Origin of the sequence: Trichocoleus sp. FACHB-46 (assembly GCF_014695385.1) — a bacterium.
Classification (GTDB): domain Bacteria; phylum Cyanobacteriota; class Cyanobacteriia; order FACHB-46; family FACHB-46; genus Trichocoleus.
In genome coordinates this window covers 1-14,946 of the sequence record NZ_JACJOD010000086.1, presented here as the reverse complement: position 1 = coordinate 14,946, position 14,946 = coordinate 1, and the positions used below count along the sequence as shown (strand labels likewise).

Genomic DNA, 14,946 nt, shown 5'->3' with positions numbered 1-14,946 from the left:
GGATTTGAGCGAGCTGTGCTCTGGAAGGGGAGTACCCTGAGCTCTGAGAAACAGCTCCAGCAAAGCTGGGAGGCTGTGACGCTGGTAGGGAGTCGGCATCACATCGAGCAAGTGGTAGATTAGCTCTTGGGCGGGGCAAGAATGTCCATTGTTCTTGCAAGCTATTGGTTTCACGCCCTTTCTCTCACCTTTCAGGCCTAGGTGCAAGATATGAGGTAGCTCATATCTCTCTTGTCCGTAGTTTGACAAAGTAGAAACATCTGGACTGGAGGATAAAGCCATGTCTCAATCAACCATCAATTTTGCAACGGCTCCGGGACATCAGGTGATGGCGGCCGCCGGAAAGAAGATTCTGCGACCAGGGGGTAAAGTTGCCACCGAGCAATTGTTTCACTGGGCTCAATTCCAACCGGGGGAAACGGTTTTAGAGCTGGCGGCCAGTTTTGGCAATAGCGCGATCGCCCTCACCAAACAATATGGGGTTCGGGTGGTAGGGATCGAAAAGAACCCTGAAAGTGTGGCCCGTGCTCGTGCCAATATTCAAGCCGCTGGGTTGGAAGAACAAGTGCAGGTAATTGAGGGCGACATTTTCCATTTAGAGCAGATTCCAGGACAGTTTGACTATGTGCTGGCAGAAGCCATTCTTACCATCCAATCGGCTTCAGGTAAAGCCAAAATCTTACAGGGTATTTGCGATCGCCTCAAGCCAAGAGGGAAGTTCCTCTCCCATGAGTTGCGGGTAAACGATCGCGAAGATGAGATTCATCGTGCCCTGGCAGCCGCGATTCGAGTCAACTCTACGCCATTGTCTGAAACAAACTGGATTGCCACCTGTCAAACCGCTGGATTACAGGTTTTGAATCACCAAACAGGAGTGATGGGGTTACTCAACCCAGCTCGCGTCATTCAAGATGAGGGATTGATTGATGCGAGCAAATTCTTCTGGAATGTGCTGACCCGTCCTCAACTGCGCGATCGCCTACTGACGATGCGGCAAGTCTTCAAGCAGTACGAACACGAGTTAGGTTATCTCATTTTGTGTGCAGAACAAAACTAGATTAGGAGAAAAATGATGACTACGACAATGCACACTCCCTCATCTCTGACGGCTCAACTCAAAGACAAACTGGAGTATCCCGACACAGGAATCCTCAGCAAAGTGTTACTCAAACTTCCTCATTGCCAGTACACTCTCTTGTCTCTAGCCGCAGGCACTAAGATGGCGGAACATAGCTCAACTCGCAACGCCGTGGTTCAAGTACTTGAAGGGCAAGGAACGCTGAGATTAACAGGACAAGATATTCACCTGAAACCTGGCGTATTTGTGCTGATGCCTTTAATGCGCCTCATGCATTAAAGGCATCAGCAAACCTGGCATTTCTGCTAACACTTTCGGATGCCGGTTAATGGTCTATTTTTTGCTGGGGTTAACAGGGAGCGAATCTGTCTCTAGCGTGCCTTGGGCGATCGCATCCAGCCTTTCCCAATCCAAGATAGTGATTTTCCCACCTCGGCTGTAAGCAACAACTGAGTGCAATTGCTTGAAGAGCCGCACACACTCTTCGTAGGTGATGCCGATGCTGCGAGCAATCTGGTAGTGAGCCAGGCGCAAGGTGAGGCAAGCTCCCTGTGCAGTTGTTTCTGTGCCCTGCTCTGTCGCTGAATATTGGATCAGGCGAGCTAACCGCACGATCGCCCGTTCTGAAACGAGCCCATGTACGACTTCATGCAACTGCTGAAGCCGCTGATTCAAAACAGCCATCATCTGTAGCGCCATTTCTGGGTTCGCTTGAATCACCGCCAACAGCGCTTCACGGTTCACCATCAGCACTTGGGCCTGAGCCTCAGCCATCACGGTGGCAGGAGCAATGCCATTACCAAAGAGAGCAGGAGCCGCAAAGATGTCGCCACTCGTCAAGGTTCGCAGAATCGTCTCTTTCCCACTCGCTGCTGTTTTTGAAACTCGCAACAGTCCCTGAATCAGAGCATAGAGGCGAGGGGGCAGGCGATCGCCCTCATGAGACACGATCTCACCCGCCTGATAGGTTTGAACCAGCGTATGGGGCTGTAGACTTGCGAGTTGTACGGGTTGTAACTGCGTAAAAACTGAGATAGACGCGAGTTGCTCAATGGTGGCTTTCATTCACAATACTCACAGCGTCCTCCAATTCTGCATCTAACCTAACAAAAAGTTGATGAACCTGAGTCATTGTCGTGTGCCGTTGACGGCGACCGTCTTTGACGACGTGAGTAGATTGACAGTCTGGACATTGCATCAGAGCACCCAAAGGATGCACCATAGTACTACTTTGCAATACCAAATCAGCTATATTGCTTAACTCAGCTTGATTCTCTTATCCATAACTCCCCATGCTGTGCCCACACCGCAAAGCCATCTGCAAATTCGATTGCTGGCTCTGCATCAGCATGAAGCCGACCTTCAGAGTCCAGGCAGAGTTTAACCGGGCGATCGCAAACCCAGCAAAGCTCTTTACTGAACTCATCAATTTTTTCGTCATTCTCATCGATTGCTTCATATAACGGCAAGATCCAGCCTGCGTGCTCAACTAGGTGCTGAAAAGCTTGCCAAGATAATTGTTCCGTGTCACTCAGGGGGCACCCAAGCACAGAGACACAAAAATCAAATTGAATCCCAGACAGCAGAAAATCCTGAGGCAAGACATCGTGAACAAAATTATGAGCAACTTCATGAGAGACATCAGATGGCATAATGTCAGGTCCGTTATACAGCTGAGCGATAACTGGCTGCCATACTTGCTGTATCAAACTTTCCAGAGGTTGCACTAGGTGTTGATCTATCTGTTCTTGAACTGAGCGAGTGATCCAATCATCGATATCGATTACGTCCTGAGGACCGAGGTCGAATGGCCAGTATCGCTCCCACTCGGGAAGTATCGGCTTGATATTCCTCAACATGTCATAAGGGGTATCAAAGAAGCAAATTTCTGTTTCCTCCAGTTCCCACCCAGCACAAATCTCTTGAACAGCTTGTGCTCGATCAATTCGTTGAGTGGATAGTGCAATGGCTTTCCACTTCTCTAAATAAGCAGGAATGAGTGATTGATGTTCAGGCGTGAGTGCATCCAGGTTGGAGCGAGGCATGGATTGTATTACTGCATACAATGGTTAGACGGCAACCGATAGCGCCAGCATCTGTCAATTTTAGAATAATGTAAGGTCCACTGTTGAGCCTGGTACCTCTTGGGATACTCCTAGCAGGGGTGAAATTCCTCATATCGGCACAGGATAGGCTTTTTGAGAGTGCATGACGTCTATTGCACATTTTAGGAGACTAGGCCTGACAACTGGCTTGAAAGCAGCGAGTTTAGGCTCTACTGCGTAAACCCATGCCGTTAGTTTCCAGCAGATGAATACCACATCGAGCCTAGCGTCATCGAACCAATGGCTTCTTGCTCCAAGCTCAATTCTTTAGTAGACTCGAGCTGATTCCATGCCATGCAGACAGATGTCGCCCATCAGTACTTAGGGAGCGGATCAAGTGAAGCATTATCGCTGTACCATCTGCGAACAAGACCATAGCGATGTGCCAATGGATATCGCTCAGCCACGACCCATCGACTATTATGCTATCCCGCCAGAGGCACGCGACGAGCGTATTACAATCACAGCAGATCTCTGTTGCATTGATGATAAGCGCTATTTTCTTCGGGGCTATATGCCGATTCCCGTTCAGGATAGTCCTGAGGTATTTGGTTGGGGAGTCTGGACTGAGGTTGAGGAGAACTCGTTCTATCGCTATATTGAACTCTACGAAGTGGATGGAACCAAAGAGCCACCTTTCCCGGGTCTCCTCTCAGCCGCTTTGAACTGCTATCAACCCAGCACCTATCAACTGCCCCTGTATGTGCAGCTCCGAGGTGCACAAGATCGTCCCCTCTTATCCTTTCCCGAGCAGGTCCAACATCCACTGGCTCAGGAGCAACGTGACGGCATTACGATGGCACGGGTCTACGAAATCTTGCACCAATCGCTGCCCAATTTGTTGACCAATGAATAATTTGGGTCTGCACATCCAGTCGAAGGGGCAGGAGCTAACAAGATTCTTCAATATCCCATAATCAGGAGACGACTATAGGCATGATGGGAGTCGATTGGGGAAGTTCAAACTGACTCTCGCTCCAGAGCTGCTGAGTATCAGCAGAGGCGATCGCTGAATGAGATTGGGATTGTGTCAGGGTTCAAGCAGGGGATTAAATTTTGTAGCTTTGCAGGTACGCCGTAATTAGAGTTTTAGTTTCTGCGACCAGGGCGGGTTGCTGGAGCCGATCGCGAGTCGATGCCAGCCACAGCAACTCGTAGGTTGTTTTGAGGACAATGCTGGCAACTAGTTCACATCGGGTACTATCGAGTTCTGGGTTGCGCTGGGACAAAAAATTGGCGAGTCCTGGTAGTAGCAACGGATCAGGTTCATTCATCTCCTCGGCATCAGCCGTGCTCATTAGCTTCAGCCAGGGTCCCAGCACCGCTCGATAGCCAGGATGCTCCGCTGCAAAGTGCTCCATCGTGTCAATCATGCGATCGATGTAAAGAGCAATCTCGGATTCTGCCAGTTCGGCGTGGAGTTGCATAAGCAGGCGGTATTCCTGCTCAAAGTATCGATTCGCAAGTGCCCGCAGAATTGCTGCTTTATCAGGAAAAAACTGATAAAGCGACCCCACGGGCACCTCGGAGCGAGTGGCGATCGCGCGGGTGGTGACTTGGTCATACCCCAGTTCTATAAAGAGCTGCTCCGCCATATCAAGGATGTGATGTACCCGTTCCTGACTCCGGGCTTGTTGAGGTTGCCGCCGCAGGGTTGAGGCTTTGGGTCGCTCGTCTACCATTGTCTATCACTTCCCTTGACAAAACATGAACAGCGTTCGTATTTTAGAAATATGACCATTGTTCGCATTCTACCGGAGTTTTATCCCTGGGAGGCCTGCTCATGCGACTCACTACTTTTTTTCGCGATCGCCCCTCCTCTTCATTCAGTCAGACATCCGTACCATCAATGGTACAGAGCCTGCGAGGCCTGAAAGCTTTTATCACCCTGTTGCTCGATCCCCGGGCAAGTCTAGTACCCGTTTGGGAACTGAGCCGTAGCTTGGTAGATAGTTGTGCTTTTGAACTGGCAGTGGCATCCCTAAAAGCAACACCCACCGTTGCCGCGCTCCTGTCAGAACGTTACCTTGCTCCCTCTCATGATTTAGAGACGTTGCAACACTACCCCAAAGGCTCCCTGGGCTATGTTTATGCCCATCATATGCTGTGGTTGGAACTCCAACCGTTACAGCCTGCGATCGCGGTTGATTCGGATACTCGCTATGTAGAAGCGCGGTGGCAGCAAACTCACGATATTTGGCACGTTATCACCGGGTTTGATACCAGTCCCATCGGTGAAATAGGCTTGCAAGCCTTTTACCTGGCACAGTTTCAGCTACCGCTAGCGAGTCTGCTGATTGCCAATGCCTTGATTCGTGTGACATTATTGCAACCCGAAGCCCTCAACGCTCTGATGAGCGAGATTGCCCGCGGTTGGGAGATGGGTCAAGCAGCGAAACCCCTGATTGCTCAAAAATGGGAGGAGGCGTGGGACAAACCTGTGGTGGTGTGGCGTAGAGAATTAAACGTGTACCCCAATCGAATTTGAGCCACATTTTCAGTAGCAAATCGTACCCTGCCTCATCACTGGTTAAAGCGCTACCGCACGACCGTAGTTTATTGATGAACTCAGTAACTAGACATCCTAGGCAATCTGAGCAAGTGTTTGTCAATAGGTGTAAAGCAGAAAGGAGTCAGGCAATAAAATGAGCGATACCTAAGGAATCTGGCCTCTAGGAGCGAAACCATGAGACCGCGCTACTATGACAGTGACCCCAAGGATGAGGAATGGCCCCTTGCTACCACCACAGAAACTCGCGGGTAAACTCTAAGAATTAGCTTAAGGGAGGTGTTGAATATCCAGCATAGCCCTTGGGGCATTCAACAATACCTTGAGGCAACGAGTGTCTCGATTGGAGCGCAAAATTTTATCCTTTTCCAAGCCATTGGAGAATCACATTGGTGCGATTTGGTATTTCATCCATCACTACCAGGCATCATTACCTGTGTAGCAATACCTAGCCCCCAGACCCAGTAAATTAACACTTAGCGCTCTTTGGACTGATAGATGTCAGTCCTTGCTTGTGTGTTAGGCTTCAACCCTAGGTTCGGCTTGTGAGATCATGACTCGTTTTTTGAGAGCCACAAAATTGGCTGCGATCGCCTTAGTGGGAGTGGCAGCGCTACTTCTGTTTTGGTTCATCGCGCCTGGTTTATCTCAGTCCTTGTTCGAGGAAAAAGTATTTGATGAGGTTTGGCAAACCGTCCATGAGAATTTTTATGATGAAAATTTTAATGGCATTGATTGGGTCGCCATGCGGGAGCAGTATAGACCTCAAGCTAAACAGACGCAAACCCGTCAGCAACTAGCAGTGGTTGTAAACCGAATGTTAGCTGAACTGCAAACCTCCCATACCCATTTTTATACGCCTGAGGAAACGGCTTATTATCAACTTTTAGGCATTTTTCAACCTCAATTCAAGAACCTGCCCGCCGCAGCAAAAGCTCTCTTTCCCAAGGGCAAGTATGAATACACAGGGATTGGTATCTTCACTAAAACTAGGAATCGCAAAACCTTTGTCAGTGCCATTCTAGAGGGTAGCCCCGCCGCGATCGCAGGGTTAAAGGTAGGAGACGAATTACTGAGCGTAGACGACGAGCCTTATCAACCGATTGAATCTTTTATGGGTAAAGCAGGCCAAAGTGTCACCCTATTGATTCAGCGTTCTGTTGATCCCAAGAGCCGACAAACCATCAGGGTTATTCCTCAGATATTTGACACAACCACTTTATTTCGAGAGGCGCAACAGGCCAGCACTCAAGTCATTAAACAACAGAACAAACGCATCGGCTATATTCACATCTGGTCGAATGCGGCTGACTTTCATCAACAACAGATGATCGAAGAGCTGATGTTTGGCAAACTCGCGGAGGTGGATGGCTTAGTGTTAGACATCCGTGACGGCTGGGGCGGTGGTTCGATTGACTATCTCAATTTCTTTACGGGTGCAAGTCCGAGCGTTACAAATATCCAACGAGATGGCCGTTCCTGGATTGCCCATTATCGCTGGCGCAAACCGGTGGTTCTTCTGATCAATGAGGGCAGCAGAAGCAGTAAGGAAATTATTGCGTTTGGCTTTCAACAATCCCACCTTGGTGATTTAGTGGGCACCACCACTGCAGGCGCAGTGGTCGCAGGGCGGGGATTTGTGATGCAGGATGGTAGCCTGCTGTATGTGGCGGTCTCTGATGTGTTGGTAGATGGCAAGCAGAGATTAGAAGGAAAAGGAGTGAGCCCAACCATTCCTGTGCCTTTTCCGTTGGAGTATGCAGCAGGCTTTGATCCGCAGAAGCAGCAGGCGATCGCGGCTTTGATGAGAGCGATCGAACAACAAAGTCCCGCTCGCTAAAAACTTGCGATTAGCCTTCATCCTCATTTGAACGCTCATCCAATACCCAATCTGCGTAACGTTTGGCATGGATTAGGGCAACTTCTCGTAACTAAACTCTCTGAGGCTGTTTCTACATTGCTCACCTTTGACGAAAACGAACCAGTGATATACCGCTTGCTGGACAAACCACACGGCTTGAATAATTGACTTAAGGTAGCCGTAGACGTCATTGTTATCTAGGCTCATGGAACAGATAAATGAGTATATTGAGTTCGCCGTTACTAATAGCCAGAGGTTTGAAGACTTACAAAGGGTTTTCGACAAACTCAAACGTGACAAAGATGAAGACAATATAGACGACGATGAGCCGTATTTGAATCTGTTTGACGAAGAGGCACGCCAGTACTTTAGATGGTCAACCCCTGAAGAAGACTCGGCTTGGGCTGAAAAATGGTATGCCACTCGACTTGAAGCTCGTTGGAGCGATCCATCACTACAACGTGGTTGGGATTTTAGCTCAATGATTGACGCATTCAAGAACGGCGAATACGTTCTACTTTCGTGTGAAATGGTCAGTCCAACGACTGCACGTCTGAATTTCTATGCCTTGGCTTATCCGTATGGTGGCACAGGTTGCATGCAAGCTCTTGTAGAATCGTTTGGGTTCAAAGTTCTAATGATTAGCGATGGAGGTAGTCCACCCCATCCACCGTAAGACCTCAGTTGCGGACGAGCGAGCCATTGAAACCGACTCCTTACAGCAGCGGCTGAATTTGATCATTACTCCGCCTAATCATCAAACTAGCCTCTGCTTCAATCGCGCGATCGCAAATGCAGCTGCCAACAAGCTCCACGGCTCCCACTCATCCTCATTGGGATAAGCATTACATCGTAGAGCGAGCAGGAGCAATTGCCTCTTTAAGCCCAAAGCGACTGTAAGCAGCTCTCCGGATTCTGGACGACTGGTAGGGGCGATCGCCCAACAGTTCGCTGATTGGGTTGCGTTCCTCAATGGAGAAAAGTTGGAGGAGCGATCGTGCTGAGGCTGTGTCATCGATAGCCTTGGCCCCCATTAAGCGTTTTCCGCTGTAATTGCTGGTCTGATGCGTTTAGGGCTCGATTCACTTGCCTCTACAAAGTTCGTCTTTCTCTGTAATTGCTGGTCTGATGTGTTTAGGGCTCAACCCACTTGCCTCGGCAAAGTTAGAATCCTTAAAGTTCGTACCTTCAGCTTCAATGCCTTCAAAGATAGCCCCTTCAAGGTTGGCCTTTTCAAGGGTTGCATCTTGAAGGTTAGTTTGCCAAAGCTTGGCATTTTTAAGGTCAGCTTCTATGAGTCTAGCCTTGTAAAGGTTAGTTTGATGCAGATTCACCTCTTGGAGATTGGTTTGGTTGAGGACTGCTCCTTCCAGGTTGGCTCCTTGGAGATCAGCGCCGACTAACATAGCGCCTGAAAGATCAGCCCTACTGAGGTTGGCTCCGGCAAGGTTGGCCTCTCTCAGGTTGGCTCCCCGCAGGTCTACCCCACTTAAGTCCAAGCGGTGTGCTTCACCATTTTTATAGGATCGAGTCCGCCGACTGAGAACCGTTAAGGCTGCTTGAACATCTGTTTGAACCAGAAAACGCTCTGGTTTCCCTCCCTTGAGCTGAACGGTGCGAGTTCGAGTGTCTTCGCGAATGAAAGCAGTGAGGACTTCCATCACAGGCCAGTAATCTTTATCAGAGTCTTGAGCCACTCGTTCCAGGGCATAAATCCCACCTAAGCGAATTTGCAGGCTCTTATCTCCAAGCTGTTCAATGGCTTTGCCAAAACGCTCTGTAATCAATCGCTCCTCAGCCAACGCTGCATTCTTCAGACCAATCTCAATATTTTTCTCAGTCGCAATCGCAGTTTTATCCATTGCTTCAACCTGCTTGGCGGCATAGTAAGCATTGATTAGAACTGCAATCCCACCAAAAACGATTGCAGTGACCTTCAGCAATTCCGTAATGGCAGCCACACGTTGATCGAGCTGGTCTTCAGCAAAGGGTAGGTTGAAAGCCCCAAGTCCCACTGCCAACAGTGCCAGTAGAAAAATCATCCCTGTTGTGCTGAGGAGGCTCCCTAAACGGTCTGTACCCATAAATCTGCTACCAGGCTGGTTCCTTGGTTCAGGATGCCCTAGTTTACGAATATCAAGGACTCGTGGCAATTGTGCCAGAGAAGTCAGAGGGGCGATCGCGAGAGCCTTTGATATTGCGAAATCTTCGGATTCGTGGATTGTGTTGCAGGTTGGGTAATATGGAGGCTCAGAGAAGATGTCCAGACCTTAAGATTTAGTTGAGTGCCCCAGAACGCGAGACAGGGCCAATTGCCTTTCGCTAAACTCAAGCTACTGGCACGAGTGACAGGAAAAGGCATTGTTAATTAGGATGCGATGAAGCCATTAAATGACTACTCACAACGCTTTGCCAACGTCTTGTTTCAGGCATTTCCTCAATGGGAGCCATTCAGCACTGTCGAAGTGGAGAATGAACAGGAAACAGAAGGTTATTTACAGGTCAAAGTGCCAGCACCAATTAGCGGGCTGCTCCCGTCAGAGCTCATCGAACACGACGATGATTTTCTGTGCATTGACACGGACGGAGAAGTTACAGTCAGCTACGACTACTATCACTGCCACTTCGATAGGTATTCGGACATACCCGAAGAACAAGGCTTTCATGAGGCGATTGAGTTTATTCTTGCCCTTGTTAAAGAGGAAATCTGCATTGTGGTGGGAATGAACCGAGGACAATGGTGCGGCTCCACGTCGTTTAAGGCAGGAGAAGAGCCAAATTTGTCTTCGGTCAAAGCCTATCCCACTGTTTACATTCGCTCTTGGCAAGGAACTTACAACCGCATTGACACGGCACCTTAAGCCGAATTCTGGGCGCCTAGGAGGGGTGAGCCGCAGCTCTGTGAGTTGGTACACTCCCCAATGAGGGAAAAGTTAGAGGCGCGATCGCCCTGGGCTTTCTGCTGAGTTTGGATAGATATCACGATTGTGGCAAGGATCATGAGTTACTTCAGGGATGCCAACGGGCTTAGATCCTGCAATCTGGTGTTCTACCAAAAACAATTGCTGCAAATTTTCAGCGGGGTCAAAGGCTTGAGGTCACTAATCGAATTCTGGGCTAAATCCAGCCGCAGCAATTGAGTCAAGCTACTGAGGGGATGCAAATCCGCGATCGCGACCTTGTAAACTACAAGTCGAAATCTAACAAAGAGGCAAGTTCTGAAGAACGATGCAACGACAAGATGACGTTTCCCCAATCTCAACCACAGACTTTTCACGCGTTGTTGAAGTGTGGGAAGCCTCTGTCCGAGCCACCCACGATTTTCTTTCAGAGGCAGACATTCAATTCTTCAAACCCTTGGTGCTCAACGGACTTTCTCAGATAGCCCAGTTGGACTGCGTGCGAGATCATCAAGGTGAAGTGATTGGCTTCATGGGTGTGGTTGAGAACAAAATTGAAATGTTATTCGTTGATCCATCGTGGCGGGGACAGGGAATCGGACGGCAACTGGTCCAACATGCTATCGAGATTCTGGGTGTGACAAAAGTGGATGTGAACGAGCAGAATGAGCAAGCAGTAGGATTCTATCTGCGGATGGGGTTTGAAATCGACGGGCGATCGCAGTTCGATAGTATGGGCAAGCCGTTTCCTCTCTTGCATCTGCAGTTAAAGACTTGATAGTTAGCGCTTCGCAACTGGTAGGAAGCCACACAATTAACTACTGTGTGAATAGGTTATGCTAAATACCTCACTTTCATATAGCCCGCGATCGCGCTCTGAACTCAAGTGGAAATTCAGGGGGGTGTTCCTCTCATTTCTACCCAAGAGAACGTGCGGAGTCATTATTTCTCCTCGCGATCGTCTCCTCGAAGTAACGGCGAGCAATCATGCGCTTACCGAGGTAAAAAATGGCTCTATTTGATCCAGCCAGACATTATCCGCTCTCGCAGCTAGACTGGAATCGCGACACGGCTCAAGAAGCCATCCGAGCGATCGCCCAGGAAACCATTGCTCAACTGCAAACAGCACCGTTGTTGTCCGGGCACCCAATGGACGATCAAGCCTTAGGTAGCGATCTGTATTTTGGTAAAGCAGGAGTCCTATGAGCAATCAATTATCTGCAAAGCGTTGGCGCAATTGAATCAACCTTTGATGTTGCGACTCATCTCGATGCCACGCTAGCCCAAAATCGCCAGCGCTATCCTAAGGTGAGTCCCTATCCAGAGCAGTCGTCTTATCTATTTGGAGAACTGCCACTGCTACTGCTGCAATACCAGTTATCTCCCTCAGAAGAGACAGCTACCCAAATTTTGCACGCGATTCACAAGAACGATACTCAGCCGATTCGGGAACTAATGTGGGGCATCGCAGGCTCGATGCTCGCTGCTTACTTTATGTATCAGTGGACGCAGGAATCAAGATGGCAAGAGGTTTTCCAATTGCAGGCAGGTTTACTGTTACGCGAGTGGCAACCCGTAGAGGAAGCGGGGTATTTATGGACGGTTGATTTGTACGGCACTCACCAGCAATGGCTCGGACCGGTCCATGGCTTTGCCAGCAACTTAACACCATTGATAGTTGGACAGTCCTTGTTGAGCGAGGAGGTATTTCAAGACATTGCCACGAAGGCGATGGCAACGGTGGTTCAGACCGCAGTGATGGAGGAAGACAAAGCAAACTGGCCGCCATTTATGATGCTGACGATTCGAGTCAAACTCCCAACCTAGTGCAGTACTGTCATGGGGCCCCTGGAATGGTAACGGCTTTGGCTCTACTTCCCCAAGGGGTCAATGAGTCATTCGATCGCCTTTTGGCGCAGGGGGGAGAACTGACCTGGCAAGCGGGTCCATTGAAGAAGGGGTCCAATCTCTGTCACGGCACCGGGGGCAATGGCTATGCGTTTCTCAAGCTATTTGTCCGCACAGGCAATCAGATGTGGCTGGACCGTGCCAGAATCTTTGCCATGCACGCGATCGCCCAGTACGAACTGGCCCAGCAACTCTATCGGCAGTTGCGCTATCCGTTGTGGACCGGAGACCTCGGTCTTGCCGTTTATCTGTGGGACTGCCTGCAAGCCCAAGCCAAGTTCCCCACGATTGACTGCTTCTAGTGCGTTTCTCGTTCTTGGTATTGTGAAACCGCTCTGACGATTCGAGCCACATCTGCCAGGTAGAAGCGGCAGCCGTTAAAGCAGTTGCATTCTACAACCTTCCACGTTTGTTCGACCCGCGCCACATCCAGCACAAACACAGGTGCAGGCATCCACTGGGAGGCGATGTGCTCCGCAAAGAGAACGAGATCGTGAGGAAGGTAGGCATCGCCACTGGGTCGATACATGCTGCCACTGACCACCTCACCCTCCACGATGAATAAGCGCCACTCTCCATCGATTTCACGAGGCTGGCCGATCACAACTTCCGATGCGGGATTGATCGGTCTGGTTGCGCGGCGTAACTGTTGGTAGAGCGTGAAGCACTCAGCAACAGACAGAACGCCTCCCGTAAAGCGCTTCAAGTCGTCATTTGGCTTGAGAAAAACAAGCTCCGCAGGATCGCGCGGCTCCCTGAGAAAGTCTTCCCAAGATGTGATTCTCGCATCAGCATTGAGCAACTGGTCTCCATAGGCAGCTGCATAAGCCCGGTGCTGGAAGTCAACAGGATCAAAGAAAATGCCACGCTGCCATTTCGGGTGCTCAGAAGCCCGCAGAATCAGCGTTGTGCGACCATGAAAAACCACAGGGCCATCGATTGCTGGCATTGTGGGCAGCGCTGCACAGCCTGGAATGACGGAAATCTCGCAGAAGGGGCGCTGTTCCACAGCGCAGGCCTGCCGCAGCAAAATCGGGGAAGTGGATTCAGGCTCGACATTCGTTTGAACAATCCATGTAGTCAGCATGATGTGCGCTCCAGTACTTCGACTATGACAGAAATGCCTGCCACTCACGTCGGTAATTGTTCTTCTCTGATTCGGGTAAGAAGCTGGCCTCTAAAGTATTCAAATTGAGCTGCCAGAGGTCCTTCCAAGAAAATCCTTGCTTAGCGAGGGTCAAGTATTCATTGACCAGATCGGTTTGGAACATCGGGGGATCATCCGAGTTCAACGTGCAATATAATCCCGCATCCACTAGTTGCCGGATGGGATGGGGTTGATGGCGATCGACGATTCCTAAACAGTAATTGCTTTGAGGCGACACCTCTAAGGGGATTTGCAGATCGCACAGACTTTGCATCAGGGCGTCGTCCTCTAAACACCGAATCCTATGTCCAATCCGCTCAGCCTGCAGATGTTCTAGAGCATTCCAGATGCTTTCGGCTCCTGCCGCTTCCCCGGCATGGGCAACTACTCTCAGTCCCTGTCGCCTTGCCTCTGCAAAAGTTTCGGCAAAGTCTTCCGGTGGGTAGCCTGCCTCCTGCCCAGCCAATCCTAGACCCACGACAATTCCCCTGTCCTGCCCTCGCAAAGCACATTCTAGGGTTTGTCTTTGTCGCTCTGGAGAGTGGCGGACGATCGCGGCAATAAATTTGACGCGGCTGCCGTACTTCGCCTCACCCTGAATGGCCCCAACACTCAAAGCCTCCAGTAGGTCGGCATCGCTCAAGCGATCCGAGGGCAGGGTTGTACCAAAATGGACTTCGCTGTAGCGAATGTTTTGCTCAGCCTGGTGTTTCAGGAACCGCTCAACTAGAAAAACATAATCGTCTGCCGTTTGCACACATTGACGAGCAATGGAATACACCTCAATAAAGTGAGTGAAGTCTCGAAACTCATAAAATAATTTCCACTCCTCCAGAGAACCCGCTGGCAGAGCCACTTGGTTGCGTTGAGCCATTTGATAAATGGTTTCTGCGTCTGCCGTTCCGATTAAGTGAGTGTGAATTTCCACCTTCGGCATTTGACGCAGGCGATCGGATATCTGGTTCAGTTCACTATCTATCCCCATGCGTGCTTCGTTCCGTGCGCTCTAGAAACTGTTTGCCACAATCCTTACATAGATAACGCTGTTTGTGATAGCGATGACTGTTTTTCGACATCCGGGAAGAATGACAGTAAGGACATTTCATTCCTTTCATTACTTTTTCATCCATGTGGCCGATTTCTGCAAACATGTCTGCTGCCGCGCAAAATCTGCTCGACTCGCTGTAGGCTGCGCTGTTGTTTGGGCTGTCGTCGGAGGGACGTAGAGTGAAGCTGCGATTAGTAGTCTGTGCAGTATTAGTCAAAGAGCACTACTAGGGCGTGTTTTAAAACTACAGGCACATCATGATAGAGGCTAGAGTCAGCATGGCAAGGTAGTTTTCAGCTTTTTTCTCATAGCGCGTTGCAATGCGACGGTTTTGCTTCAAGCGATTGAAACAGCGCTCCACCTGATTCCGTTGACGATAGACAGACTTGT

General features: G+C 49.7%; 21 protein-coding genes and 1 pseudogene. 13 read left to right on the top strand and 9 right to left on the bottom strand.

Going from position 1 to position 14,946, the window contains the following annotated elements; all coding sequences use genetic code 11:
* Positions 1 to 280 precede the first annotated feature (280 nt).
* Together H6F72_RS29225 and H6F72_RS29220 are read left to right on the top strand one after the other, a co-directional pair.
* The gene (locus H6F72_RS29225) at positions 281 to 1,057 is read left to right on the top strand and encodes a cyclopropane-fatty-acyl-phospholipid synthase family protein (protein WP_190443493.1); all 777 of its coding nucleotides are present in this window, start codon (positions 281 to 283) and stop codon (positions 1,055 to 1,057) included.
* A 12-nt stretch (positions 1,058 to 1,069) separates the two neighbouring features.
* Positions 1,070 to 1,357: a cupin domain-containing protein gene (locus H6F72_RS29220; RefSeq protein WP_242017221.1), complete on the top strand. Its 288-nt coding sequence runs from the start codon at positions 1,070 to 1,072 to the stop codon at positions 1,355 to 1,357.
* Positions 1,358 to 1,411: 54 nt separating this feature from the next.
* On the opposite strand, the gene H6F72_RS29215 is transcribed toward H6F72_RS29220, so the two are convergent.
* Genes H6F72_RS29215 through H6F72_RS29205 form a run of 3 tightly spaced genes read right to left on the bottom strand, consistent with a single transcriptional unit; the run spans position 1,412 to position 3,123 of the window.
* Positions 1,412 to 2,143, bottom strand: coding sequence for a Crp/Fnr family transcriptional regulator (locus H6F72_RS29215; protein ID WP_190443491.1), 732 nt, complete (start codon positions 2,141 to 2,143; stop codon positions 1,412 to 1,414).
* Positions 2,127 to 2,300 (bottom strand): hypothetical protein, encoded by a 174-nt coding sequence (locus H6F72_RS29210; protein ID WP_190443488.1) that lies wholly within the window; start codon positions 2,298 to 2,300, stop codon positions 2,127 to 2,129. The genes H6F72_RS29215 and H6F72_RS29210 overlap by 17 nt, the downstream gene beginning before the upstream one ends.
* A gap of 40 nt (positions 2,301 to 2,340) precedes the next feature.
* Complete coding sequence (locus tag H6F72_RS29205; protein WP_190443487.1) at positions 2,341 to 3,123, bottom strand: DUF6745 domain-containing protein; 783 nt, start codon at positions 3,121 to 3,123, stop codon at positions 2,341 to 2,343.
* Between the two features lie 397 nt (positions 3,124 to 3,520).
* Between H6F72_RS29205 and H6F72_RS29200 the strand changes: the two genes are divergently transcribed.
* Entirely contained in the window at positions 3,521 to 4,039 is a 519-nt protein-coding gene (locus H6F72_RS29200) for a DUF2199 domain-containing protein (RefSeq protein ID WP_190443484.1), read from the top strand.
* 193 nt (positions 4,040 to 4,232) lie between these two features.
* Here the strand turns inward: H6F72_RS29200 and H6F72_RS29195 are convergent, their stop codons facing one another.
* On the bottom strand, positions 4,233 to 4,865 hold the full coding sequence (locus H6F72_RS29195) for a TetR/AcrR family transcriptional regulator (RefSeq protein WP_190443482.1): 633 nt from the start codon (positions 4,863 to 4,865) through the stop codon (positions 4,233 to 4,235).
* 101 nt (positions 4,866 to 4,966) lie between these two features.
* Between H6F72_RS29195 and H6F72_RS29190 the strand changes: the two genes are divergently transcribed.
* The 5 genes and pseudogenes from H6F72_RS29190 (at position 4,967) to H6F72_RS29170 (ending at position 8,395) form a co-directional block, all read left to right on the top strand.
* Positions 4,967 to 5,671, top strand: a complete 705-nt coding sequence (locus H6F72_RS29190) for a Coq4 family protein (protein ID WP_190443479.1) — start codon at positions 4,967 to 4,969, stop codon at positions 5,669 to 5,671.
* Positions 5,672 to 6,005: 334 nt separating this feature from the next.
* Positions 6,006 to 6,134: pseudogene (locus tag H6F72_RS29185) on the top strand (IS1 family transposase); the annotation flags it as partial.
* Positions 6,135 to 6,245: 111 nt separating this feature from the next.
* A complete protein-coding gene (locus H6F72_RS29180; RefSeq protein ID WP_190443477.1) occupies positions 6,246 to 7,532 on the top strand; it encodes a S41 family peptidase in 1,287 nt (428 codons plus the stop codon).
* A gap of 226 nt (positions 7,533 to 7,758) precedes the next feature.
* Positions 7,759 to 8,229 (top strand): hypothetical protein, encoded by a 471-nt coding sequence (locus H6F72_RS29175; RefSeq protein ID WP_206755478.1) that lies wholly within the window; start codon positions 7,759 to 7,761, stop codon positions 8,227 to 8,229.
* On the top strand, positions 8,201 to 8,395 hold the full coding sequence (locus H6F72_RS29170) for a hypothetical protein (protein ID WP_190443474.1): 195 nt from the start codon (positions 8,201 to 8,203) through the stop codon (positions 8,393 to 8,395). The genes H6F72_RS29175 and H6F72_RS29170 overlap by 29 nt, the downstream gene beginning before the upstream one ends.
* Positions 8,396 to 8,398: 3 nt before the next feature.
* On the opposite strand, the gene H6F72_RS29165 is transcribed toward H6F72_RS29170, so the two are convergent.
* Complete coding sequence (locus tag H6F72_RS29165) at positions 8,399 to 8,587, bottom strand: hypothetical protein (protein WP_190443472.1); 189 nt, start codon at positions 8,585 to 8,587, stop codon at positions 8,399 to 8,401.
* A gap of 48 nt (positions 8,588 to 8,635) precedes the next feature.
* Positions 8,636 to 9,637, bottom strand: coding sequence for a pentapeptide repeat-containing protein (locus H6F72_RS29160; RefSeq protein ID WP_190443470.1), 1,002 nt, complete (start codon positions 9,635 to 9,637; stop codon positions 8,636 to 8,638).
* Positions 9,638 to 9,931: 294 nt separating this feature from the next.
* Between H6F72_RS29160 and H6F72_RS29155 the strand changes: the two genes are divergently transcribed.
* From H6F72_RS29155 to H6F72_RS29135, 5 genes are all read left to right on the top strand, one after another.
* Positions 9,932 to 10,414, top strand: coding sequence for a hypothetical protein (locus H6F72_RS29155; protein WP_190443468.1), 483 nt, complete (start codon positions 9,932 to 9,934; stop codon positions 10,412 to 10,414).
* A 367-nt stretch (positions 10,415 to 10,781) separates the two neighbouring features.
* A complete protein-coding gene (locus tag H6F72_RS29150) occupies positions 10,782 to 11,231 on the top strand; it encodes an acetyltransferase (protein WP_190443465.1) in 450 nt (149 codons plus the stop codon).
* A gap of 230 nt (positions 11,232 to 11,461) precedes the next feature.
* Positions 11,462 to 11,659: a hypothetical protein gene (locus tag H6F72_RS29145; protein WP_190443463.1), complete on the top strand. Its 198-nt coding sequence runs from the start codon at positions 11,462 to 11,464 to the stop codon at positions 11,657 to 11,659.
* A 102-nt stretch (positions 11,660 to 11,761) separates the two neighbouring features.
* Positions 11,762 to 12,280, top strand: a complete 519-nt coding sequence (locus H6F72_RS29140) for a hypothetical protein (protein ID WP_190443461.1) — start codon at positions 11,762 to 11,764, stop codon at positions 12,278 to 12,280.
* A 26-nt stretch (positions 12,281 to 12,306) separates the two neighbouring features.
* A complete protein-coding gene (locus tag H6F72_RS29135; RefSeq protein WP_242017220.1) occupies positions 12,307 to 12,663 on the top strand; it encodes a lanthionine synthetase LanC family protein in 357 nt (118 codons plus the stop codon).
* Here the strand turns inward: H6F72_RS29135 and H6F72_RS29130 are convergent.
* From H6F72_RS29130 to H6F72_RS29120, 3 genes are all read right to left on the bottom strand, one after another.
* On the bottom strand, positions 12,660 to 13,448 hold the full coding sequence (locus H6F72_RS29130; protein ID WP_199299384.1) for an ATP-grasp domain-containing protein: 789 nt from the start codon (positions 13,446 to 13,448) through the stop codon (positions 12,660 to 12,662). The two genes, H6F72_RS29135 and H6F72_RS29130, sit on opposite strands and share 4 nt — an antisense overlap.
* Positions 13,449 to 13,470: 22 nt before the next feature.
* Positions 13,471 to 14,493, bottom strand: coding sequence for an adenosine deaminase (gene add / locus H6F72_RS29125; RefSeq protein ID WP_190443457.1), 1,023 nt, complete (start codon positions 14,491 to 14,493; stop codon positions 13,471 to 13,473).
* Between the two features lie 307 nt (positions 14,494 to 14,800).
* A partial coding sequence (locus H6F72_RS29120; protein WP_190431025.1) for a transposase occupies positions 14,801 to 14,946 on the bottom strand: 146 nt, incomplete at its 5' end.